The sequence below is a fragment of the Bradyrhizobium manausense genome (genome assembly GCF_018129685.1).
Taxonomy (GTDB): domain Bacteria; phylum Pseudomonadota; class Alphaproteobacteria; order Rhizobiales; family Xanthobacteraceae; genus Bradyrhizobium; species Bradyrhizobium manausense_D.
Genome location: NZ_JAFCLG010000017.1, coordinates 17240 through 37597 on the forward strand (window position 1 = coordinate 17240; position 20358 = coordinate 37597).

Below are 20358 nucleotides of genomic sequence, written 5' to 3' on the forward strand. Positions count from 1 at the left end.
TTGGGGACATCATGCTGCGGCTGCAATCGACACTCGGCGTTTTCGCATTGCTGCTGATCGCCTTCGCGCTGGCGGAAAATCGCCGCGCGGTCTCGCTCCGCCAGGCGCTGATCGGCCTTCTCGTCACCTTCGTCACCGCGATCGTGCTGCTGAAGGTGCCTTTTGTGGCGCATGGCTTCGGCGCCATCAACGACGCGGTCGGCGCGATCTCGGCGGCCTCGCGCGCCGGCTCCTCCTTCGTGTTCGGCTATGTCGGCGGCGGCCCCCTGCCCTTCGAGCTGAAGGTGCCGGGCGCCGATTTCATTCTGGCGTTCCAGGCACTGCCGATCGTGCTCGTGATGAGCGTGCTGACGACGCTGCTGTTCTACTGGCGCGTGCTGCCGCCTGTTGTCCGCGGCATGGCCTGGCTGCTCGAGCGCACGTTGGGGGTCGGCGGTGCGGTCGGGCTCTCGACCGCCGCCAACATCTTCCTCGGCATGGTCGAGGCGCCGCTGTTCGTGCGGCCCTATCTGGCGCAGATGTCACGCAGCGAATTGTTCCTGGTGATGACCGGCGGCATGGCTGGAATCGCCGGCACCGTACTGGTGCTCTACGCGACGCTGCTGGCGCCGCTCATCCCCGACGCGGCCGCGCATTTCGTCATCGCTTCCGTGCTCGGCGCGCCGGCCGCCATCCTCGTCAGCCTGATCATGATCCCCGAGACCTCCGACAGGCGCACCGGCGGCGCGCTCGAGGATCCGGAGATGGAAATTGCCGGCACGATGGATGCGATCGTGAAAGGCACGGGCGCCGGCATCGAGCTGCTGATCAACATCATCGCGATGCTGCTGGTGCTGGTCGCCCTCGTCTATCTCGCCAATGCGGTGCTGGGCCTGCTGCCTGATATTGGCGGCGCCGCGATCTCGCTGCAGCGTGTGCTGGGGCTGATCATGGCGCCGGTGTGCTGGCTGATGGGACTGCCCTGGGACCAGGCGATCACCGCGGGCAGCCTGATGGGTACCAAGACCGTGCTCAACGAGCTCGTCGCCTATGTCGACTTCTCGAAGCTGCCGCCCGATACGCTCGATCCGCGCTCACGCCTGATCATGCTCTATGCGATGTGCGGCTTCGCCAACTTCGCCAGCCTCGGCATCATGATCGGGGGCTTAGGGGTGATGGCGCCGGAGCGCCGTGAGGAGATCAACGCGCTCGGGCTGAAGTCGATCGTGTCGGGGACGCTGACGACGTGCCTGATGGGGGCGATCGTCGGGGTGTTGACGTAGCTTCCCTTCGTCATTCCGGGGCGCGCGGAGCGCGAGCCCGGAATCCATTTCACCGCACGTGCTGCTGCCCGATGGATTCCGGGTTCGCGACCTCGTCGCGCCCCGGAATGACATCAGGCCTTCAACTCCACGGTCCTGAATTCCGCCGGCAGGATCACCTCCAGCAGCTCCACGTCATCTGAGTAATCCAAAATCATGTGCTTGATCTTCGGCGGCTGGGTCCAGGCGCTGCCTTCGCGCATCATCGTCTCGCCTTGCCCGTCCATGTAGGTTTTCACCCAGCCCTTGAGCACATAGACCATCTGGAACTCGACGTCGTGGAAGTGCAGCTTCGACACCTCGGCCGGATCGCAGGGGCCTTGCAGGCGGATCACGTGGGCTTGCGCGAGCCCGTGGCTTGCAGCGGCGATACCGAGATCGCGATATTTCGCGTAGGCGCGCAGGCCGTCGGCCTTGAAGTCTTCCTCGCGGTGATGGCTGATGGCGATGCGCTGCCTGCGACGTGCGGTTTTCTTCGCTGCGGCCTTGGCTGTTGTCGTGCGGGCCTTCGACTTCACGGCCTTACGTGCCGCAGAGCGCGCGGCAGGCTTAGTGCTGCTGCGCTTCTTCACCGCGGTCTGCGCTGCGCTGCGCGATTTTGTTTTCTTGCGTGTTGTCTTGGCCATGGGCCAGCCTCCCCTGTTGTTATGGGCGGAGGCTAGCACAGAACGAGATATCGTAGGGTGGGCAAAGCGGAGCGTGCCCACCTTCCACGTGCGATCGGGGAGAGATGGTGGGCACAGCGCGCAAAGCGCGCGCCTTTGCCCACCCTACGAGGCCGGTGTTGTATTCAATTCAACCGGAACACGCCGTCGACCGCGCGGAGCTCAGCCGGCTTGATCAGCTTGGAATGGGCGACCGTGACCGAGTGCAGCGGACCGTCGAGCTTCTCCTGCCAGAACACCAGGAAATCCTTCAGCGCCGGAAACTTCGGAAACATGTCGTAGTCCTGCCAGACGTAGGTCTGAAGCAGCGAGGGATGATCCGGCAACCGGTAGAGAATTTGTGCCGTCGTCAGCCCGTAACCCAGCAACTGCTTCCGAAAATCCTCGGAGACACTCCCAACCCGCAGTCCCATGCCAACCTCCTTTGCAGGAGCGCATTCAGGAGTGGCTTGGCCGGTACGCTGCGCACGAGCCACCCGGTGGTGATACGCTCACATGAGAGAAATGTGACGCAAACTGACAACCCATCTCAAGCCTAAAAGTTTAACAAGTTGTTGAAATTCAATGCCTTAGCAGCAGACACCGCTCCGTGCTAATACGGTCGCCAGGGCCGGTTAAGGATGGGAAAGCGATTCTGGCAGACAACACTTCCGAGTGCTTATTTTTCTGCTAGAAGCCCTTGTCCCCGCAAAAATCCTGGCTTATCTCAGCATGGCCCGCTTGGCACTCGCGGGCGAGGACTGCTAACAATCTGAAATCATTAACCCGAGCAATTGCTTAGGAGGACTGCATGAACTTCCGTCCGCTTCACGACCGCGTCGTGGTCAAGCGCATCGACGCAGAAGAGAAGACCGCTGGCGGCATCATCATTCCCGACACGGCCAAGGAAAAGCCTTCGCAGGGTGAAGTCGTCGCTGTGGGTCCCGGTGGCCGCGACGAAGCCGGCAAGCTGATCCCGATCGACCTGAAGGTCGGCGACCGCGTGCTGTTCGGCAAGTGGTCCGGCACCGAGGTCAAGATCGACAATGTCGACCTGCTGATCATGAAGGAAAGCGACATCATGGGCGTCCTCGACGTCCCCGCTTCCAAGAAGAAGGCGGCCTAATAGCCCCTCTCTCACCCAGCTCAAACCCTCAAGGAAAAATCCAGATGGCAGCTAAAGAAGTCAAATTCTCGGTCGATGCGCGCGACAAGATGCTTCGCGGCGTCGACATTCTCGCCAACGCGGTGAAGGTCACGCTCGGCCCCAAGGGCCGCAACGTCGTGCTCGACAAGTCGTTCGGCGCGCCCCGCATCACCAAGGACGGCGTCACCGTCGCCAAGGAGATCGAGCTCGAGGACAAGTTCGAGAACATGGGCGCGCAGATGGTGCGCGAAGTCGCCTCCAAGTCCGCTGACGCGGCCGGCGACGGCACCACCACCGCCACCGTGCTCGCCCAGGCGATCGTGCGCGAAGGCGCCAAGTCGGTTGCCGCGGGCATGAATCCGATGGACCTCAAGCGTGGTATCGACCTGGCCGTGGAAGCCGTGGTCGCTGACCTCGTCAAGAACTCCAAGAAGGTCACCTCGAACGAGGAGATCGCCCAGGTCGGCACCATCTCGGCCAACGGTGACGCGGAGATCGGCAAGTTCCTCGCCGACGCCATGAAGAAGGTCGGCAACGAGGGTGTCATCACCGTCGAGGAAGCCAAGTCGCTCGAGACCGAACTCGACGTCGTCGAAGGCATGCAGTTCGACCGCGGCTACATCTCGCCCTACTTCGTCACCAACGCCGACAAGATGCGCGTCGAGATGGACGACGCCTACATCCTGATCAACGAGAAGAAGCTCTCCTCGCTGAACGAGCTGCTGCCGCTGCTCGAGGCCGTGGTGCAGACCGGCAAGCCGCTGGTGATCGTCGCCGAGGACGTCGAAGGCGAAGCGCTCGCCACCCTGGTCGTGAACCGCCTGCGCGGCGGCCTGAAGGTTGCGGCCGTCAAGGCTCCGGGCTTCGGCGATCGCCGCAAGGCCATGCTGCAGGACATCGCGATCCTGACCGGCGGCCAGGCGATCTCGGAAGATCTCGGCATCAAGCTCGAGAACGTCACGCTCAACATGCTCGGTCGCGCCAAGAAGGTGATGATCGACAAGGAGAACACCACGATCGTCAACGGCGCCGGCAAGAAGGCCGACATCGAGGCGCGCGTGGCCCAGATCAAGGCGCAGATCGAGGAGACCACCTCGGACTACGATCGCGAGAAGCTCCAGGAGCGTCTCGCCAAGCTCGCCGGCGGCGTCGCGGTGATCCGCGTCGGCGGCGCGACCGAGGTCGAGGTGAAGGAGCGCAAGGATCGCGTTGACGACGCGATGCATGCGACCCGCGCCGCTGTCGAGGAAGGCATCGTCCCGGGCGGCGGCGTCGCCCTGCTCCGTGCTCGGCAGGCGGTGTTCCGCGACCTAGAAGATGACGAGGAGCCGGAAGGCCTGTCCGACGCGGCGACGTCGGATACGCACGAGCTTGGAAAGCTGCTTCGCAAGCAGTCCTTGTTGAACAATAACCTCTTGATCGAGATATTGGATTCGATCGAGAAGCTGGTGAATTCCGAGAGCCCCTTTATTTACCCGGACTTCTTCTTTCATCAAGTCCATCAGTTACAACTTCCCGAGACTCTTGAATCCGAATTGATCGACTTCCTGACGGAAATTATCCTGAAGTTTCGAAAAGCGCGGCAATCCGAGCGCAGCCGGTCAGGCCGGCAGAGATACGGCCGCTACAATTCGGACGTCAGGGCCGGTTTCGACATCGTGATGAAGGCTTTGGTCGAGCCCGCTCGCCAGATCGCGATCAACGCCGGCGAAGACGGCTCGGTGATCGTCGGCAAGGTGCTGGAGAACAAGGCGTATGCTTTCGGCTTCGACTCCCAGACCGGTGAATATGGCGACCTCGTCAAGAAGGGCATCATCGACCCGACCAAGGTGGTCCGCACCGCGATCCAGAACGCAGCCTCGGTTGCGGCGCTGCTGATCACCACGGAAGCCATGGTCGCCGAGCTGCCCAAGAAGGGCGGCGCCGGCCCCGCGATGCCCCCGGGCGGCGGCATGGGCGGCATGGACTTCTAAGTCCGATACCCTTCGAGAACTACGAAACCCCGGCAGCGATGCCGGGGTTTTTGTTTGGGGGGATGAGATGCGGGCACGTAGCCCGGATGGAGCGCAGCGCAATCCGGGGCAGTCTCTCCGCGGCGCCTTCGGCCCCGGATTACGCTTGCGCTCCATCCGGGCTACGAGCGAAGACCTTACCCCACCTTCCCCAGCCGCTCCGCGCGCAGCTCGCCTCTGGAATCGAGCGACCAGAAGATCCGCGTCACCGTGCCGACGAGATTGTCCATGGGGACGAAGCCGATCGCCGACATCATGCGGCTGTCGGTCGAATTGTCCCTGTTATCGCCGAGCGCGAAGAAGTGGCCAGGAGGCACGGTGTAGACGGGGGTATTGTCGAGGAAGCCGTTGTCGACGCAATCATAGGTGATGTAGCTCGCCCCGTTCGGCAACGTCTCGCGCCAGCGCTTGCCCCTGGTGCCGACGTCGCCGCCGCAGGCGGAGCCGGCGGTGACATCCTTCAGCGCAACGCGCGCCACCGGCGTGTCGTTGATGAACAACTGCCCCTGTCGCATCTGGATGCGATCGCCGGGCAGTCCAACCACGCGCTTGATATAGTCGACCGTGGTGTCCTTCGGCGTCGTGAAAACGACGACATCGCCATAGGCGGGATCAGCTGCGAGGAAACGGCCGGTGATGAATGACGGCGCGAAGGGAACCGAATAGCGCCCGTAGCCATAGGCGTATTTGGCAGCGAAGACGAAGTCGCCGACGACCAGCGTCGGGGTCATCGAGCTGGACGGAATGTTGAACGGCTGAAACAGCACGTAGCGAAACAGGATCACCGGCGACCACAGCACGGGGACGAGCAGGATCAGGATGACGATCGCCTTCCATTCGCTCGATTTGGCCCGCGGCCGGATAGTGTCCTGAAGCGTCGTCATCGCCTGCCCTGCCCGATAGGTTGTGTGCCGAGATTAGCGCACGCGACAGGGCGCGCAATCCCGGTGCATTCGATGATCTTGGTCGCACGGACGCGAAGGCACGTTCAGCGCAAACCACGGGGTGACGGACAGTTGAAGGTCGCCCGTGGGCGGCCCTTCGGTTTTCACGCGATCTCGGGCGCCTTCAGGCGCACGAACCCGGTCAGGAGAGCATCGAGGCCTCGCCGCTGGAGGCGTGGAGATCGATGCGGCCGACCTTCTCGACCAGCCGCTCAAGCACGCGCCATCTCCTGAAAACACGCCCTCACCCAGTCGATCGTCACCCGCGTTGCGGCGTCGCGCTTGAGATGATTTTGCACGAGCAGCCAGGCGTCGCGGCGCTTCGGCAGCAGCGTGGCGCGCAGGCGGCGATCGCCGAGCAGATCCGCGCAAACATACTCCGGCAACACCCCGGCGGCCCGATGCGCGCGGATCAGATTGCGGATGACACGGACGTTGTCGGTGATGCATCGCGTGCGGACTTTCCTGGTGCGCAGGAATTGCATCTCTGGAATGGCACCGAGCTCGTCCGGATAGGCACAGAGCATCGGCTCGCCTTCGGTCGCAGCAGGCTCGACATAATAGAGCTTGATGTCGCCGAGCCTCGAGATCGCAAAGTCGCCCTTGTCGGGCTTGCGCAGGCGGATGGCGAGATCGGCCTCCCAGCGCGAGAATTTGACGTTCTCGCTCGAGGTGAGGAATTGCAGCGTCAGGCCGGGATGAGCCCGCAGGAAGTCGCTCGCGCGCGGCGACAGCACCGCCTCGGCAACCGTGTTGGTGGAGGCGATGCGCAGACGTCCCACTGGACCGGCCAGGCTCTCGCCAACGCGGCCGATCTCGGCCGCATGCGCCGCCATCGCCTCGACATGCGCCAGCACCGCCTCGCATTGCCGCGTCGGCCTGCGGACACCGTCGGCGGCCTCGAACAGGCGCAAGCCCAGTGCACGCTCGATGCGCGAGAGCCTGCGCCCAACCGTGGTCTCGTCAATGCGCAGCCGCGTGCTGGCGCCGGCATAGGTGCCCTCGTCCCTGACGGCGGCGATGATGCGCAGATCGTCCCAGTTCATGCCGTCAGGCTATACCGGCCAAACGCTGCCTGCAATATCGCAGCCACCCGCTGCAATATCCCTGCATATCGGCAGGCCATCCCGGAGCTATGCTTCCTTCTCATTTCGCCTTCCGGAGATTCCAAAGACCATGACGACCGCAAAGACCCTGCTGCAACTCGCTGGTGCCGACCTCAATCCGCCCCGCCTTGCCGACGCCGCACTGGTGCTGATCGACATCCAGAACGAATATCTCGCGGGCCCCCTCGCTTTGCCCGACGCCAGGCCCGCGATCGCGCGGGCGGCTGCGCTGCTGGCGCGGGCGCGCGAGGCCGGATCCGCGATCATCCATATCGCCCATCGCGGCAAGCCGGGCAGCCTGTTCGATCGCAGCGCCGCGCGCGGCGCGATCGTCGCCGAACTCACGCCCCGTGCCGGCGAGCTGGTGATCGAGAAGGAGCTCCCCAATGCGTTTGCCGGCACCGATCTCAAGGCGCGCCTGAACGCCACCGACCTTGAGAACATCGTGCTGGCCGGTTTCATGACGCATATGTGCGTCTCCTCCACCGCGCGCGCCGCACTCGATCTCGGCTTTCGCACCACTGTCGATGCCGATGCCTGCGCCACGCGCGACCTGCCAGACGGACGCGACGGCACGCTCGACGCCCGGACCATCCACGAGGTTGCCCTCGCCGAGCTATCCGACCGCTTCGCGATCATCGCGCGCGGCGATGCGCTGAGATAACGGAGCAAGGCGATGCTGCAACTCGCCACCGAAATGGCGCTGCGCAAGACGGTTGCGGCGTAAAGCGCGGGTTAATCGACCCGCGCCAGCACCGCGAGCTTGCGGATGCCCTTGTTGCGATAGGCGTCGAGGAACGCGTAATAGTCCTTGAACGACACGCAACCGTTGGAATCGCCGTTCGGCCCGAGCATGAAGGTGTGCGCGAGCAGACCATCGCGGCCGTAGATTGCATTCTCTCCGCCGACCGGCGTCAGACGCAGTGCCGGCACGCCATGGAACAGCGCTTCGCGCGGTTTCAGATTGTAGATGTGCGGCGGGGTGACGCCGCGCATGCGCACGCGTTGCGAACGGGGATCGTCCAGGTTTTCGCCGAGGCCGGAATGTGCCTCGAGCTTTGTGCCATCGGGCAGGTAAACCGTCTTGGCAGTGATGTCGTAGACCGCGGTGTCGCGTTCGTAAGGCGGCGCCCCGCCGAACATCGGGTTCTGCTCCTTCGGCGCGATCGCCGAGGTCACGCTGGCATCGGCGGAGGCGTAGGCGAGCAAGCCGCCGGACGGCTCACGCTTGCCCCAGAGCTTCTCGACCATCGACTGGCGCGGCCCGGTGATCGACATCACCGCGGCCTTGGCGCGGTCGGCGAAGGATTTCGGCTTGGCTTCGGGCTTGACTTCGGGCGCCGGCACGATCTCGGCCGGATCAGCCGAGGCGAGCTGCATCGAAGCATCCGTGCGCTTCGTCTTCGCGGCCTCCGCGATCTTCTCGACGGCCTTGGCCGGGCTCTTCAGCACGTCCGCGACCTTGGCGACGACGGTCGGCTTCGCGGCATCCTTTGACGTATCCTTGGCCTCGGCGACCCTCGTCGCAGGCGCAGCGCTCGCCGCGTTGGAGTCGACACCTTGCGTCGCTGCCGCGGCAAAGCGCTCGTTGAACATCTCGCGGGAGATCGGCGCGGCGACCTGCAGCCGGTCGGGCAGCAGCGCAAAGGTTTCCCGGATGGCCTCACCCGCCTCGCGCAGCGCGACCCTGGGGGCACGCTTGACCACGGGCTCGTCGTAGCCGGCACTGCCGACCGTCGGAAAGACACTCGCCGCGAAGATATTGTTGTAGACGGTCCAGCCGGCAAGCAAGACGCAACCGGCCACGGCCGCGCCAAGCACGTTTTGGGTGGTCATTTTCCGGGAAGACTTCCGCTTGGAATGCTTGTTCGGATTCTTGGGCTTCCGTGCCGCGTAACTCTGCGCAGCGATACTCGTACTCATTCGCCTTGCGTCCAGGACGGTGTCACTCAGTCCCCCTTCGAAGTGCCGCTGGTCACGTTCCGGAACCAGCATTTCGCAGAGGGTCGGAGCGTCATTAAGGCGACTTTTAGTTAAATGCGGATTAAGTTCTGGCAGATGTAGGGCAACTCGTTAACGCTGTGCCATTTCGAGAAAAAAACCCGCGGAACTACGGACTTAGGCGACACTGTTAACCATCATTCCCGGCCGGTTCAGCACAACCGGAGAACGCCTCCGGCCGCATCTGTAGACGCATCAACCGCGTCATTTTCGTGGTCTTCAATATCCGGACGATAGCGGGGAAGCGTTGCGCGAGGCTGGTGCTGTCGGCCGGCGCAGTTCAGGGCTGGAGTTCGGGCGGCGGCGAACGGTCCAGCACATCGCCCTTCGCACTCTCGAGCAGATCAATCGCGTAGGTCTCGACGACGAGCGGTCCACGCTTGCGCTGCAGCTCGCCGACACGCGTCACTCGCGTGAAGAGGTCGTTGAGGAACGGATGGCCGTCGGGCCTGAGCTCGTCGACATAGATCAGCCTGCCTGCGAGCAGCTTCGGATCGGGCTCGGGCATGTTGACCCAGCGGATGCGCTGGTTCTGTTGCACCACGCAGGTGCCGCGCGGCAGGTAGAAGGCGAGCCAGCCCGTGGTGCCGTAATCGGGTGTGAGCACGCAGGTCGCGCCATTGCGCACGCGAGCGGCTTCGATGCCGTCCGCGAGCTCGCGCCAGCCGACGCCGACGCTGCGCACGGTCGCATCGCGGCGGTAGCCGGATAGCCAGCCGGTATTGGCCTGCACGATCAGCGCGACGAACATCACGATGCCGGCGGGCGCGGCCCAACGCATGCAGAAATCCACCAGGCGCCGCGCGCGCGGTTTCCACTGCGCAAGGTTGGCTGCGACCGCGGCGGCGACAATGAAGGGCGGATAGACCGGTCCGAACCAGTTGGCCTCGACGCGCGCGTGCAGCGAATGCCAGACAAAATAGGCGACGATGGTCCAGAACATGCTCTCGATCAGCACGCGCGAGGCCAGCGCGCCGGCGCGGCGCCAGGTCAGCGCGTGAAGTCCCATCGCGCCGAGGATGAAAACCAGCGGGGTCGCAAACGCGATCTGGGTCGGGATCAGCTCGGCAATGAAGACCGGACGAAAATCCTCGATCCTGGCGCGCCCGAGCTGCTTGACGAACGAGACCCAGTGATGATCGGCATTCCACAGGATCACCGGCAAGAACAGTGCAAAAGCAACGAGGCCGCCAAGATAGGGCCAGGGCGAGAGAAACCAGCGCCGCAACTTCGGCACCGCCGCAAGCCAGATCAGGATCGCGGCGCCGAAGAACATCGCGGTGTATTTTGACAGCAGCGCCGCGCCGACGGCTGCGCCGACCGCAAGCCACCAGATGCCGCGGCCGGTCTCCAAGACCTTGGCTAGAAAGAACAGCACGAAGCTGGAGGCAACCAGCAGCGGCGCATCCGGCGTCACGATCAGCGTGCCGACGGATGCCATCATCGTCACGTTGAGCAGGACGGCGCTGGTCGCCGCCAGGCGCGCGCCGCCAAACAGGATCGCCGCGGTGCGATAGATCGCATAGCTCATCGGCAGCGCGAGCAGAATCGAGACCAGGCGGACGCCGAGCTCGGTATCGCCGGCGATCATCGTGCCGGCGCGGATGACGTAAGCCACCATGGGCGGGTGGTCGTAATAGCCTCCGGCGAGGTTCTTCGACCACATCCAGTAATAGGCTTCGTCGAAGGTGATCGGGGTGAAGGCGGCCGCAACCAGCCGCAATGCGACCAGCGCGAGGATCACCAGCGCCGTGTTGCGGACGATCCGCGCGTCAGCCCCGCCCATACGAGCTTCCCTGCAAGTGACCTTGACGCGCTATTTCTTGCGCCAGACGAACAGTCCGGACATCGCGTAATTCCACACCACGCCCATCAGCGCGCCGGCAAGCCCGGCCAGCCACCAGATCGGCTCCTGGTCGTAGACCGAGAAGGCGACGCCGACATTGGCAAGCAGGCCAACGCTGCACACGATGTAGAACATGATCAGGCCGCGCAGGATCGCAAAGCCCTTCAGCCGCTGGTCGCGATAGGTGAGGAAGTTGTTGAGGATGAAATTGCTGGTCATGGCCACGATCGCGCCGGCGGCCTGCGCCTCCGCGAACGGCACCTTGATCACCTGAAGTCCGACGAACAACGTCGTGAGATGCACCAGCAGGCCGATGCCGCCGACCATCGCAAACAGGATGAAGCGCAGCGAGACGATGTCGTTGGTCAGCTTCGCCAGCACGAGGCCAAGGAAATCCAGCGCGACCATGGAATCGAGCTTGCTCTCGCCATGCTGGCGGGCGCCGAACGTGTAGGGAATCTCGACCGCGCGCAAATCGCCATGCGCGGTCGCGACGAGGTCGAGCAGGATCTTGAAGCCGTGCACCGACAGCTTCGGCGCCAGCTGCTCGAAGCGGTCGCGACGAACCATGAAGAAGCCGCTCATGGGATCTGCGATCTCGACCCGGAGCATCTTCCTGGCGACCTCGGTCGCAAGCGCACTGGCGCCCGCGCGCTGCTTGTTGAAGCCTTCGCTCTTGTAGCCCTCGATGTAACGGCTGCCGACGACGAGGTCGGCCTTGTCGCTTGCGAGCAAGAGCAGCATCTTCGGCAGCTGCGTTTCGTCGTGCTGGAGGTCGGCGTCGATCACGGCTGCATAGGGCGCGCTCGAGGCCAGGATGCCCTCGATGCAGGCGCCGGACAGACCGCGGCGGCCGATGCGGCGGATGCAGCGGACGCGGCTGTCCTTCTGGGCCAGCGCGCGCACGACGTCCCAGGTGCCATCAGGCGAATTGTCGTCGACGAACACGACTTCCCAGGCGACGTTGGGAAGCGTCGCCTCCAGCCGCCGGTACAGCACGGCGACGTTGTCGCGCTCGTTGAAGGTCGGGACGATGACCGACAGTTCCGGCCCCTCATGGGCCTGAGGCAGGTCGTCGGCACCGGATCTGATCGCTTCGTTCATGAGGCAGCGTATATCCGCCGCGTCCTGCGCTGCCAAGTTCTTGAACTATAAGCCGGGGTTTTCTCTGGAAAATGGCCCAAAAGGGGTCCGAAAATGCCAACGACCCCGGAATGGCAGACCGCGCGTACATCCGGCGCAGCCCAAGCTATTCCAAGGTCGTCCCAACAACGGAGATTGTCACTCAACGTTGCCGTTAAAAGCTGGATGGGAGCGACAAAGCCGCTTTGCAAGGGGCTAAAACCACCTTTTCGGGGCCCTACTGGTTCGGGACTTCCCGGATCACCGGGCCCCGGGGCGCCGGCGCCGCAGGGGCTGCGGGCGCCATCGCGGCGGGCGCCGGCTCGACCTTGGCCGGCTTCGGCGGCTTGCCATACTGCCCGATCGGCCCAAACACGACGGCAACCGCAAGCACGATTGCCGCGACCACCGCGCCAAAGATGCCCCCTACCGACTCAGACGACATGCACCAGTCCCTGTTCCAGATGATCCGGATCATACCACGGATGAACGCGGCCGGAAGGGCTTCAAAACCGGCGAATAGCGAATGGCGAGTAGCGAATAAGACTCCCTCCTTCCCTATTCGCTATTGGCCATTCGCCACTCCCTATTTCGACGGTGGCCGGTGCTTGACGAAGGCGGTGACGATGTCTTTCTGCGCCGATTCCACCGCCCTGTTCGCGGTCGCGAGATGGGCGCCGGAATCGATGTTCGGATATTGCGCGGTGAGATAGTCGAGCAGCGCGACCCGGTAATATTGCCGCTCCGACGGACAGGCGCCGGCGACCGAACGGCCGAAATCCTGCGCCGACAGACCCTGATTGGAGTCACGCGAATATTCGCGCGCCAGGCAATGCCAGTAATCGTCGCGACCCTGCATGGCGAGCTTCTGCGCGCCCTTGGTGTCGTCGTCATCCGCCGTCGCAGAACCGGTCATGGCAGCAGATGTCATCATGACGAGCGCCGCTCCCAGCATCAGCATCCGCATCTTGTTCCCCTTGTTTCGCAGATCGCGCCTCAAGCTTAGACGGGATGCGACAACTGGCCAATCACTTCTGGTTTGAATAGGATGCAGCCCTCCCCTTCCCGTCGATGCGAGATCCCCGTGGCCAAAGCAAAAACCGCGACCAAAAAATCCGGCAACATCTTCATCGGCATCGGCGGCTGGACCTTCGAGCCCTGGCGCGGGGTGTTCTATCCGGAGAAGCTGACGCAGGCGAAGGAGCTGTCTTACGCGGCCTCAAAGCTGACCTCGATCGAGATCAATGGGACCTATTACGGCTCGCAGAAGCCGGAGAGCTTTCGTAAATGGGCGAGCGAAGTGCCTGAAGGCTTCGTGTTCTCGGTGAAGGGGCCGCGCTTCGCCACCAACAGGCGCGTGCTCGCCGAGGCCGGGGATTCCATCAAGCGGTTCTATGATTCCGGCGTGCTGGAACTCGGCGACCATCTGGGACCGGTGCTCTGGCAGTTCGCGCCGACCAAGAAATTCGACGGTGCCGATTTCGGCCAGTTCCTGGAGCTGTTGCCGCGCAAGCTCGACGGGCGCGCGCTGCGTCACGTCGTCGAGGTGCGGCATGACAGTTTCTGCGCACCTGACTTCATCGCACTGATCCGCGAGTTCGAGACGCCCGTGGTGTTTGCCGAGCACGGCAAATATCCTGCCATCGCCGACGTTGCCGGCGATTTCGTCTATGCCCGGCTGCAGAAGGGCAATGACGAGATCAAGACCTGCTATCCGCCGAAGCAGCTGGACGCCTGGGCCCGGCGCTTCAAGGCCTGGGCCGAAGGAAGTGAGCCCGACGATTTGCCCAAGGTTGATAAGGCGAAGCCGAAGAAGGAGCCGCGCGACGTGTTCGCCTACGTCATCCACGAAGGCAAGGTGCGCGCACCGCACGGCGCCATGGAACTGATCGCGCGGGTGAGCTGAGGAACGGCCATGGCGAAGGCGAAGAGACTTTTCACAATCGGCTATGAGCAGACGCCGCCCAAGGCCGTGCTGGACGAACTGGAGCAGGCCGGCGTCAAGCTCGTCGTCGACGTGCGCGCGGTGACGTCATCGCGCCGGCCGGGCTTTTCCAAGAAGCAGCTCGCCGCAGGCCTTGATGAACGCGGCATCGCCTATGTCCATCTTGCCGCGCTCGGCACGCCGAAGGAAGGACGCCTCGCCGCAAGGAGCGGACAATACGATGTGCTCGAGAAGATTTTCTCAAAGCATCTGAAAACACCGGAGGCCCGGGAACAGATGGACGAGCTCTCGGCACTCGTGAAGAAGGCGGGTCCCGTCTGCCTGCTTTGCTACGAGCGTGACCACACGCATTGTCACCGCCAGATGATCGCGGAGATCATCGAGGAGCGCGATGGGGTGGCGGTAAGGAATTTGGCGGGGCGAATACTCTGAGTGTCATTCCGGGGCGCGACGAAGCCACGAGGCCGGAATGACGACTCACCTCTCCCCCGCCAGCCGAAACGTCCCCTCCATCATCTGCACGCAGGCACCGCCGACATGCGCTGACACGATCTTGCCGTCCTGCTTGACGACACGCGTCTGCAGGATGCTCGGCCGGCCCATGTCAAAGCCCTGGCCGACCGTGAGCTTCAATTCGCCATCCCTGACGGGATCGAGATCGGCGAACAGCGCGGCGGCCGCTACCGTCGCGCTGCCGGTGGCGGGATCCTCGGTGAGGCCGCTGGCGCCGCGCATGAACATGCGCGCCTGCCGCTCGCACGGCGCCTCGGTTGCGGGCACCTCGCGCGTGTAGAACCACACCGAGCGGGCACCATCGCGCGGCAAGTTCCTGGCGTAGGCGGCAGCGTCGGGCCGAGCCCGTTTCAGCGCCTCGCGCGAGTGCAGCTCCATCACCAGGAACGCATTGCCGACGGTAACGACTTCAGGCGGGTGATTGTCGGTCTTGATGTCGTCTGCGCCAAGCGAAATGCAGCTGGCGGCTTCGGCCGGCGACAGCGGCGCAAACCGCTGGAGCGGCTGCGGCGCCGTCAGTTCGGTCCTGACCACCCGGCCCTGCTCTCGCACGACCTCGACTGGCACGAGGCCTGCCTTCTCCTCGAACAGCAGGCGCGGCTTCGGCTCTTTCGACATCGACGCGAGCACGAAGGCCGTGCCGACATTGGGATGCCCTGCAAAGGCAATTTCCAGCACCGGCGTGAAGATACGCACCTCGGCGTCATTGGCCTTGTCACGCGGCGGCAGCACGAAGGTCGTCTCGGAATAATTGAACTCGGTCGCGATCGCCTGCATCTGCTGCGTGGAGAGCCCGCCGGCATCGAGCACCACGGCGAGCTGGTTGCCGCCGAAGGCGCGGTCGGTGAACACGTCGACAGTGACGTAGCGGAGCTGCATGCAAAATCCTCACGCAAATGGCGGCAGCGAACCGGCTGCCGCGCTCAGCACTCTACAAGCCCGAAACATCGCCCGTCATTCCCCAAAATTGAGTGCAATCGGAGCAATCGAAACGCGTCTCAAAAGCGGAAGAGAGGCCGTGGCGATGCCAGCACCTGCGCGCGCTCGCGCTCGTCGACGATGAGCGTGTCGAGGAATTTGCGGTTCCTTGCGTAAGTCTGCGTCGCCTCGAACTGCGTGTGCGGCCAGTCGCTGCCCCACAGCAAGCGGTCGAGCCCGTAGGCACTGCGCAGCAGCGGATAGGCTTCCTTGGCAAAGCTCTCGCCGGCCGGACCGTTGCGATACGGCGCGGAGATCTTGACCCACACGTTCCGCGTCGCGCCAAGCTTCAGTACGGACTGGAAGCCGGGATCGGCGACGCCGAGCTTTGGATCCGGCAGCGCGTAATGGTCGAGCACGACGGTAATGCCCTGATCGAGCAGTTGCGGCGTCAGCACGGCAAGATCGGATGCGTTACGCTGGATCTCGACCTGCCAGCCCATCGCCTTCACGTTGGCGAGCAATCCCTTCCATGCATTGGCTGCGAGATCAGGCAGCGGTTGGCCGACCAGATTGAGGCGGATGCCGACGATGCCGACCTTGTCGAATGCGCGCAGCTCGTCCACGGAGACGGCCGCATCGACGACCGCGATGCCGCGCAGGCGGCCGCCGGTCTGCTTCAGGCAGTCGACCAGATAGGAGTTGTCGGTGCCGAGGAAGCTCGGCTGCACCAGCACGCCGTTGGTCGTGCCGTTGGTGTCGAGTTGCTCGAGATAGAGCGACAGCGGCGCGTCGTAGTCGGGTGCATAGCGCCGGCCCGGCGCGAGCTTGAGCTCGCGGTGGAAGACATGCGCGTGGGTGTCGATCACAGGCATGGTCACCTCACCTGTCGCCTTGCCCACGGCGGCGCTCGCCACAACAGCTGCGGCGCCCGCGCCGAATTGGCGGCGCGTCAGGCCACGTTCGCTTGTCGTCATGTTCCTTACTCCACATTCGTAGCTCAGGCGCGCGTTGCCGCAGGCGCCTCGAACACCTTGCCGCGGGTTTCCGGCAGCAGCAGCACGGCGATCAGCACCAGTGCATAGGCAAAAGCCGCATCGATGCCGATCGCGGGCCCAAGTCCGATGCGATCGCCGAGGAAGCCGACCAGGAAGGGAAATGCGGCGGAAACCACGCGGCCGAAATTGTAGCAGAAGCCGACGCCGGTCCCGCGCACGCCGGCGGGATAGAGCTCGCTGAACAACGCCGCCATGCTCGCAGGGATTCCGGCCGAGAAGAAGCCGAGCGGAAAGCCGAGCACCAGCATCTGGCCATCGCTCAGCGGCGCGAAGATGTAGACGAGCACGGTGGCAATGCAGGTGCTGGCAAAGAATGCGACATTGGCCCGGCGGCCGATCCGGTCGCTGATGATTCCGCTTGCAACGCAGCCGCAGAAGAACGCGATGATGATGACGGCGAGATAGCCGCTCGAGCCGAGCACCGACAAATGCCGCACCTCGCGCAGATAGGTCGGCAGGAAGGTCGTGAGCGCAGCGTAGCCGCCATGGGCGCCGATGCCGAACAGGCCGCCGACCAGCGTCGAGCGCAGCACGTCGGGATGGAAGATGCCCGACAGCGTGGCAAAGAACGGTGTCTCCTCGCGCGCGACGGCACGCGGCGGCTCCTTCAGTCCACGGCGGATGAAGATGATGAGCAGTGCCGGCAGCAACCCGATCGCGAACAGGATCCGCCAGGCGATATCGGCCGGTGCATAGGTGAAGACAAGGGCCGACAGGAGGACAGCCGCACCCCAGCCGACAGCCCACGCGCTCTGCACCGTGCCCAGCGCCCTGCCGCGATGCTCGGGACGGATGATCTCGGCCATCAGCACCGCGCCGCAAGCCCATTCGGCGCCAAAGCCGAGGCCCTGGATCGCCTTGAGCACCAGGAGCTGGGTGTAGCTCATCGCAAAGGCACTGGCGAAGGTCGCCAGCGCAAAGGTCGCGACCGTGATCTGGAGCGCCTTGACGCGGCCAAAGCGATCGCCGAGCGCGCCGCCGAGCCAGCCGCCGAACGCGCCGAAAAACAACGTCACCGAGCCGAGCAGGCCGGCATCGGCCTTGCTGATGCCGAAGGCCGCGATCAGCGCGGGGATCGCGAGGCCGAACATCTGGACGTCGAGCGCATCCAGCGCCCAGCCGCCGAAGCTCGCCCAGAACGTGCGCCGCTCCAGCGGCGAGCTCTCACTGTACCAGTTCGACATGTTTCCTACCCCTGTGTGCATTTATTGTTTGATGTCGTTGAATTCAGCCGTCACCGGATCTCGGCGTGGTAGCGGAAGCGGTCCGCTGGCCCGCGCGAGCGACGCCATTCGATCGGCCGCCGCTCCAGGTCGAGCGCAATGCGCTCGATCACGATCAGCGGCGCGTGGGCCTCGAGGCGCAACAGCCGCGCCTGCATCTCGCTGGCGGTCTCGACCGTGAGAACTTCCTCGGCGGACACCACGACCTCGCCGCAGCGCTCCTCGTAGAGTGGATAGAGCAAGTCGCCGAACTCGGCCGTGTCGATCTCGAGAATTTTCGTGAAGCGCGACTGCTGCAGCCAGATATCTTCGGCGAGCAGCGGCACGTCGTCGATCAGCCGCAGGCGCGACAGGCTGATCACCGGCTCGCCAATGGGGATCCGCAGCGCGGACGCCACGGCGGATGTGGCCGGCACACTCTTGCGTCTGAGGATGCGGCTCTTCGGCACGCGCCGCTCGCCGCTCTCGGACTGGAAGCGGAAAAAGCGGAACAGCGAGGAGTTGAAGCGCGCGCGGCGCACGAAGGTGCCGCGGCCCTGCTGGCGCTCCAGCACGGCATCCGCGACGAGCTGGTCGATCGCCTTACGCACGGTGCCGATGGCGACGCCGTAATGGCCGCCAAGCTCGGCTTCCGACGGGATCGGCTCGCCCGGCCGCCATTCATTGCTGACGATCCGCGCGGCGAGGTCGTCGCGCAGGCGCTGATAGCGAGGCAGACGGTCGTCGCGCGAAACTGAATTCATACAGTCATATAGATGACTAGATGAAAGTGGAGTCAAGCGCTACCTTAATACCGTTACCGGGCGCGTGAGACCGGGCTGGCAGCTTCGCCAACCCGGCCTCGTCTGTCCGGTTTCTCAGTTCGTCGTCTTCGGCATGCACGGCGGCTCCTTGTAGGGAGCGGTCGCATAGGCCCCCACGGCCGGCGCCCTGACGCAATCGGCCGGCGCGTGTGCCACGGCGCGTCGCGCGGGCGCGGCATCGCGGGCGGACGCGGCTTCAATTTGGTAGACGGCTGCGGCAATCAGGGCGGCCGAGACAAAGCTCAATCGGATCATGGATTTTCTCCGCGTGACATCAGGACGTCGAAAGAATTTCGACGTCCTGAGTGCAAGAGCGGAGGACAGCTGAAGATATTTCAGCGCGCGTCATCAAACAAACGCGAGCGCTCCCCTCATCCCAATTGAAACACCGCAACCTTTTGCTCGTAACCGCGCACGATCACTTCACCGAGCGCGACCGCATCCTTGCCGTCGTCGCCCAGCGCCTCGCGCACCGACGCGGAGATCAGAAGCTGCGAGCCGAACTCCTTGTTCAGCGCCTCGAGCCGCGAGGCAAAATTCACGGTGTCGCCGATCACGGTGTATTCCTTGCGCCGAGGAGAGCCGATATTGCCGGCGACGACCTCGCCGAAATGGATGCCGATACCGATCCGCAGCGGCCAGCTCGTCTGCGCGTTGATGCGATCCATCGCGGTCAGCATGTCGCGGCCGGCGGCGACCGCACGATGCGCGGCATCGGAGGCTTCCAGCGGCGCGCCGAACAGCGCAAGAAAGCCGTCACCCAAGAACTTGTTCACGATGCCGCCGTGGCGATCGAGGATATCGACCAGCACCGCGAAGGCGCCGTCGAGCCGGTCGACGACCTCCTGCGGCGAGCGCGACTGCGCGCCGGCGGTGAAGCCGCGGAAATCGACGAACATCACGGCGACGCGACGGATGTCGCCCGCAGCGCTGGTGCCCTCCGCCATCAATCGCTCGACGACCTGCGGCGACACATGCTGGCCGAACAGGTTAGTGACCCGATCGCGCGCGGTGGCCGCAGCGATGCTCGCGGTAAATTGCCGGCGCAATTGCGCACCGACGGATCCCGCCAGCACGCCGCAGACCAGGACGACGGTGCTGCGCACGGTGTGGAAGTAGATCAAGGGTTCGCCGGCGGCGTTCGCCGAATCGAAATACAGCGCGACCGCCAGGAGCTCGCTCGCTGCGACAAATCCCGTGAAGGTGGACAGCCAGAAATCGAGCCGCAGCGTCGAAAGAATGACGAAGATGAAATAGACCAGCGGCAATACGAAGCCGAGCGCAGGCCCGGCGCCCATGCTGCGGATCTGCAGGATCAGGACGAGCGTCGGCAGCGACGTCTCGATGAAGGCGCCGATATAGCGCCTGATCACCGGCAGGTCGCGATCGAGCTCGAGGTTTCGCCTGATCTGGATGTGGACCCAGACCTCGAACAGCAGAAAACCCGCCACGAGGACATATTCGCGGACCATGCCCTCGGTCCCGCGCCAGATCCGGTTCGAGATGGCAGGATCGATCACGAAGGTTGCCGTCAGCAGGACCAGCGTGACGAGGCCGGTGATGATCAGCGCCTTCACCCGCAACAGCTCGGTGCGCAGCACCTCGCGCATCAGCTCGTGCTCGAACTCCGCCGACAAGACGGCCTTCTGCCGGGCTTTCCAGCTCGCAAAGCTGACCATCATTCCCCCAGGGTCATTCCGGGGCACGCGAAGCGTGAACCCGGAATCTCGAGATTCCGGGTTCGATGCTGTCGCATCGCCCCGGAAGGACTTCGG

At 64.1% G+C, this 20358-nt stretch carries 21 protein-coding genes; 6 read left to right on the top strand and 15 right to left on the bottom strand.

From position 1 onward, the window contains the following. Positions 1 to 11 precede the first annotated feature (11 nt). Positions 12 to 1262, top strand: coding sequence for a NupC/NupG family nucleoside CNT transporter (locus JQ621_RS27775; protein ID WP_212239306.1), 1251 nt, complete (start codon positions 12 to 14; stop codon positions 1260 to 1262). Positions 1263 to 1375: 113 nt separating this feature from the next. On the opposite strand, the gene JQ621_RS27780 is transcribed toward JQ621_RS27775, so the two are convergent. Both JQ621_RS27780 and JQ621_RS27785 read right to left on the bottom strand, forming a co-directional pair. Continuing rightward, positions 1376 to 1927, bottom strand: a complete 552-nt coding sequence (locus JQ621_RS27780; RefSeq protein WP_212239309.1) for a cupin domain-containing protein — start codon at positions 1925 to 1927, stop codon at positions 1376 to 1378. A 164-nt stretch (positions 1928 to 2091) separates the two neighbouring features. Beyond that, the gene (locus tag JQ621_RS27785) at positions 2092 to 2379 is read right to left on the bottom strand and encodes an usg protein (protein WP_212239312.1); all 288 of its coding nucleotides are present in this window, start codon (positions 2377 to 2379) and stop codon (positions 2092 to 2094) included. Positions 2380 to 2756: 377 nt separating this feature from the next. Here JQ621_RS27785 and JQ621_RS27790 point away from each other — a divergent pair, with 377 nt between their 5' ends. Both JQ621_RS27790 and groL read left to right on the top strand, forming a co-directional pair. Further along, positions 2757 to 3071 carry a co-chaperone GroES gene (locus JQ621_RS27790; protein WP_092239996.1) on the top strand — a complete coding sequence of 105 codons (315 nt, stop codon included), beginning with the start codon at positions 2757 to 2759 and terminating at the stop codon, positions 3069 to 3071. Positions 3072 to 3115: 44 nt separating this feature from the next. Continuing rightward, positions 3116 to 5065 (top strand): chaperonin GroEL, encoded by a 1950-nt coding sequence (gene groL, locus JQ621_RS27795; protein WP_249125622.1) that lies wholly within the window; start codon positions 3116 to 3118, stop codon positions 5063 to 5065. A gap of 176 nt (positions 5066 to 5241) precedes the next feature. On the opposite strand, the gene lepB is transcribed toward groL, so the two are convergent. Both lepB and JQ621_RS27810 read right to left on the bottom strand, forming a co-directional pair. Then, a complete protein-coding gene (lepB, locus tag JQ621_RS27805; protein ID WP_212239319.1) occupies positions 5242 to 5988 on the bottom strand; it encodes a signal peptidase I in 747 nt (248 codons plus the stop codon). 272 nt (positions 5989 to 6260) lie between these two features. Next, the gene (locus JQ621_RS27810; RefSeq protein ID WP_212239321.1) at positions 6261 to 7094 is read right to left on the bottom strand and encodes a LysR family transcriptional regulator; all 834 of its coding nucleotides are present in this window, start codon (positions 7092 to 7094) and stop codon (positions 6261 to 6263) included. A gap of 130 nt (positions 7095 to 7224) precedes the next feature. On the opposite strand from JQ621_RS27810, the gene JQ621_RS27815 reads away from it, so the two are divergent. Further along, on the top strand, positions 7225 to 7818 hold the full coding sequence (locus JQ621_RS27815) for a cysteine hydrolase family protein (RefSeq protein WP_212239322.1): 594 nt from the start codon (positions 7225 to 7227) through the stop codon (positions 7816 to 7818). Between the two features lie 71 nt (positions 7819 to 7889). Here the strand turns inward: JQ621_RS27815 and JQ621_RS27820 are convergent, their stop codons facing one another. From JQ621_RS27820 to JQ621_RS27840, 5 genes are all read right to left on the bottom strand, one after another. Further along, the gene (locus tag JQ621_RS27820) at positions 7890 to 8990 is read right to left on the bottom strand and encodes a DUF2778 domain-containing protein (protein WP_212239323.1); all 1101 of its coding nucleotides are present in this window, start codon (positions 8988 to 8990) and stop codon (positions 7890 to 7892) included. Positions 8991 to 9435: 445 nt separating this feature from the next. Next, the gene (locus JQ621_RS27825; RefSeq protein ID WP_212239324.1) at positions 9436 to 10941 is read right to left on the bottom strand and encodes a glycosyltransferase family 39 protein; all 1506 of its coding nucleotides are present in this window, start codon (positions 10939 to 10941) and stop codon (positions 9436 to 9438) included. 30 nt (positions 10942 to 10971) lie between these two features. Then, positions 10972 to 12105 carry a glycosyltransferase family 2 protein gene (locus JQ621_RS27830; protein WP_212239325.1) on the bottom strand — a complete coding sequence of 378 codons (1134 nt, stop codon included), beginning with the start codon at positions 12103 to 12105 and terminating at the stop codon, positions 10972 to 10974. 256 nt (positions 12106 to 12361) lie between these two features. Further along, the gene (locus JQ621_RS27835; RefSeq protein WP_212239327.1) at positions 12362 to 12568 is read right to left on the bottom strand and encodes a hypothetical protein; all 207 of its coding nucleotides are present in this window, start codon (positions 12566 to 12568) and stop codon (positions 12362 to 12364) included. Between the two features lie 141 nt (positions 12569 to 12709). Further along, complete coding sequence (locus tag JQ621_RS27840; protein WP_212239328.1) at positions 12710 to 13090, bottom strand: hypothetical protein; 381 nt, start codon at positions 13088 to 13090, stop codon at positions 12710 to 12712. 117 nt (positions 13091 to 13207) lie between these two features. Here JQ621_RS27840 and JQ621_RS27845 point away from each other — a divergent pair, with 117 nt between their 5' ends. Continuing rightward, positions 13208 to 14029, top strand: a complete 822-nt coding sequence (locus JQ621_RS27845; protein ID WP_212239329.1) for a DUF72 domain-containing protein — start codon at positions 13208 to 13210, stop codon at positions 14027 to 14029. A gap of 9 nt (positions 14030 to 14038) precedes the next feature. Next, positions 14039 to 14500: a DUF488 domain-containing protein gene (locus JQ621_RS27850; RefSeq protein WP_212239335.1), complete on the top strand. Its 462-nt coding sequence runs from the start codon at positions 14039 to 14041 to the stop codon at positions 14498 to 14500. Between the two features lie 45 nt (positions 14501 to 14545). Here JQ621_RS27850 and JQ621_RS27855 read toward each other — a convergent pair whose 3' ends face one another. The 6 genes from JQ621_RS27855 to JQ621_RS27880 form a co-directional block, all read right to left on the bottom strand. Continuing rightward, positions 14546 to 15460: a PhzF family phenazine biosynthesis protein gene (locus JQ621_RS27855; protein ID WP_212239341.1), complete on the bottom strand. Its 915-nt coding sequence runs from the start codon at positions 15458 to 15460 to the stop codon at positions 14546 to 14548. A gap of 119 nt (positions 15461 to 15579) precedes the next feature. Beyond that, positions 15580 to 16476 carry an amidohydrolase family protein gene (locus JQ621_RS27860; RefSeq protein WP_212239351.1) on the bottom strand — a complete coding sequence of 299 codons (897 nt, stop codon included), beginning with the start codon at positions 16474 to 16476 and terminating at the stop codon, positions 15580 to 15582. Positions 16477 to 16499: 23 nt separating this feature from the next. Beyond that, positions 16500 to 17741, bottom strand: coding sequence for an MFS transporter (locus JQ621_RS27865; protein WP_212239353.1), 1242 nt, complete (start codon positions 17739 to 17741; stop codon positions 16500 to 16502). Between the two features lie 50 nt (positions 17742 to 17791). Continuing rightward, entirely contained in the window at positions 17792 to 18523 is a 732-nt protein-coding gene (locus JQ621_RS27870; RefSeq protein WP_212239354.1) for a GntR family transcriptional regulator, read from the bottom strand. Between the two features lie 114 nt (positions 18524 to 18637). Next, complete coding sequence (locus JQ621_RS27875; protein ID WP_212239355.1) at positions 18638 to 18838, bottom strand: hypothetical protein; 201 nt, start codon at positions 18836 to 18838, stop codon at positions 18638 to 18640. A 116-nt stretch (positions 18839 to 18954) separates the two neighbouring features. Beyond that, on the bottom strand, positions 18955 to 20262 hold the full coding sequence (locus JQ621_RS27880) for an adenylate/guanylate cyclase domain-containing protein (RefSeq protein ID WP_212239580.1): 1308 nt from the start codon (positions 20260 to 20262) through the stop codon (positions 18955 to 18957). Between the last annotated feature and the right edge of the window lie 96 nt (positions 20263 to 20358).

Coding starts and splice junctions, on each gene's coding strand:
- JQ621_RS27775 (WP_212239306.1), top strand. CDS start 12: ATGCTGCGGCTGCAATCGACACTCGGCGTTTTCGCATTGCTGCTGATC.
- JQ621_RS27780 (WP_212239309.1), bottom strand. CDS start 1,927: ATGGCCAAGACAACACGCAAGAAAACAAAATCGCGCAGCGCAGCGCAG.
- JQ621_RS27785 (WP_212239312.1), bottom strand. CDS start 2,379: ATGGGACTGCGGGTTGGGAGTGTCTCCGAGGATTTTCGGAAGCAGTTG.
- JQ621_RS27790 (WP_092239996.1), top strand. CDS start 2,757: ATGAACTTCCGTCCGCTTCACGACCGCGTCGTGGTCAAGCGCATCGAC.
- groL (WP_249125622.1), top strand. CDS start 3,116: ATGGCAGCTAAAGAAGTCAAATTCTCGGTCGATGCGCGCGACAAGATG.
- lepB (WP_212239319.1), bottom strand. CDS start 5,988: ATGACGACGCTTCAGGACACTATCCGGCCGCGGGCCAAATCGAGCGAA.
- JQ621_RS27810 (WP_212239321.1), bottom strand. CDS start 7,094: ATGAACTGGGACGATCTGCGCATCATCGCCGCCGTCAGGGACGAGGGC.
- JQ621_RS27815 (WP_212239322.1), top strand. CDS start 7,225: ATGACGACCGCAAAGACCCTGCTGCAACTCGCTGGTGCCGACCTCAAT.
- JQ621_RS27820 (WP_212239323.1), bottom strand. CDS start 8,990: ATGACCACCCAAAACGTGCTTGGCGCGGCCGTGGCCGGTTGCGTCTTG.
- JQ621_RS27825 (WP_212239324.1), bottom strand. CDS start 10,941: ATGGGCGGGGCTGACGCGCGGATCGTCCGCAACACGGCGCTGGTGATC.
- JQ621_RS27830 (WP_212239325.1), bottom strand. CDS start 12,105: ATGAACGAAGCGATCAGATCCGGTGCCGACGACCTGCCTCAGGCCCAT.
- JQ621_RS27835 (WP_212239327.1), bottom strand. CDS start 12,568: ATGTCGTCTGAGTCGGTAGGGGGCATCTTTGGCGCGGTGGTCGCGGCA.
- JQ621_RS27840 (WP_212239328.1), bottom strand. CDS start 13,090: ATGCGGATGCTGATGCTGGGAGCGGCGCTCGTCATGATGACATCTGCT.
- JQ621_RS27850 (WP_212239335.1), top strand. CDS start 14,039: ATGGCGAAGGCGAAGAGACTTTTCACAATCGGCTATGAGCAGACGCCG.
- JQ621_RS27855 (WP_212239341.1), bottom strand. CDS start 15,460: ATGCAGCTCCGCTACGTCACTGTCGACGTGTTCACCGACCGCGCCTTC.
- JQ621_RS27860 (WP_212239351.1), bottom strand. CDS start 16,476: ATGACGACAAGCGAACGTGGCCTGACGCGCCGCCAATTCGGCGCGGGC.
- JQ621_RS27865 (WP_212239353.1), bottom strand. CDS start 17,741: ATGTCGAACTGGTACAGTGAGAGCTCGCCGCTGGAGCGGCGCACGTTC.
- JQ621_RS27870 (WP_212239354.1), bottom strand. CDS start 18,523: ATGAATTCAGTTTCGCGCGACGACCGTCTGCCTCGCTATCAGCGCCTG.
- JQ621_RS27875 (WP_212239355.1), bottom strand. CDS start 18,838: ATGATCCGATTGAGCTTTGTCTCGGCCGCCCTGATTGCCGCAGCCGTC.
- JQ621_RS27880 (WP_212239580.1), bottom strand. CDS start 20,262: ATGGTCAGCTTTGCGAGCTGGAAAGCCCGGCAGAAGGCCGTCTTGTCG.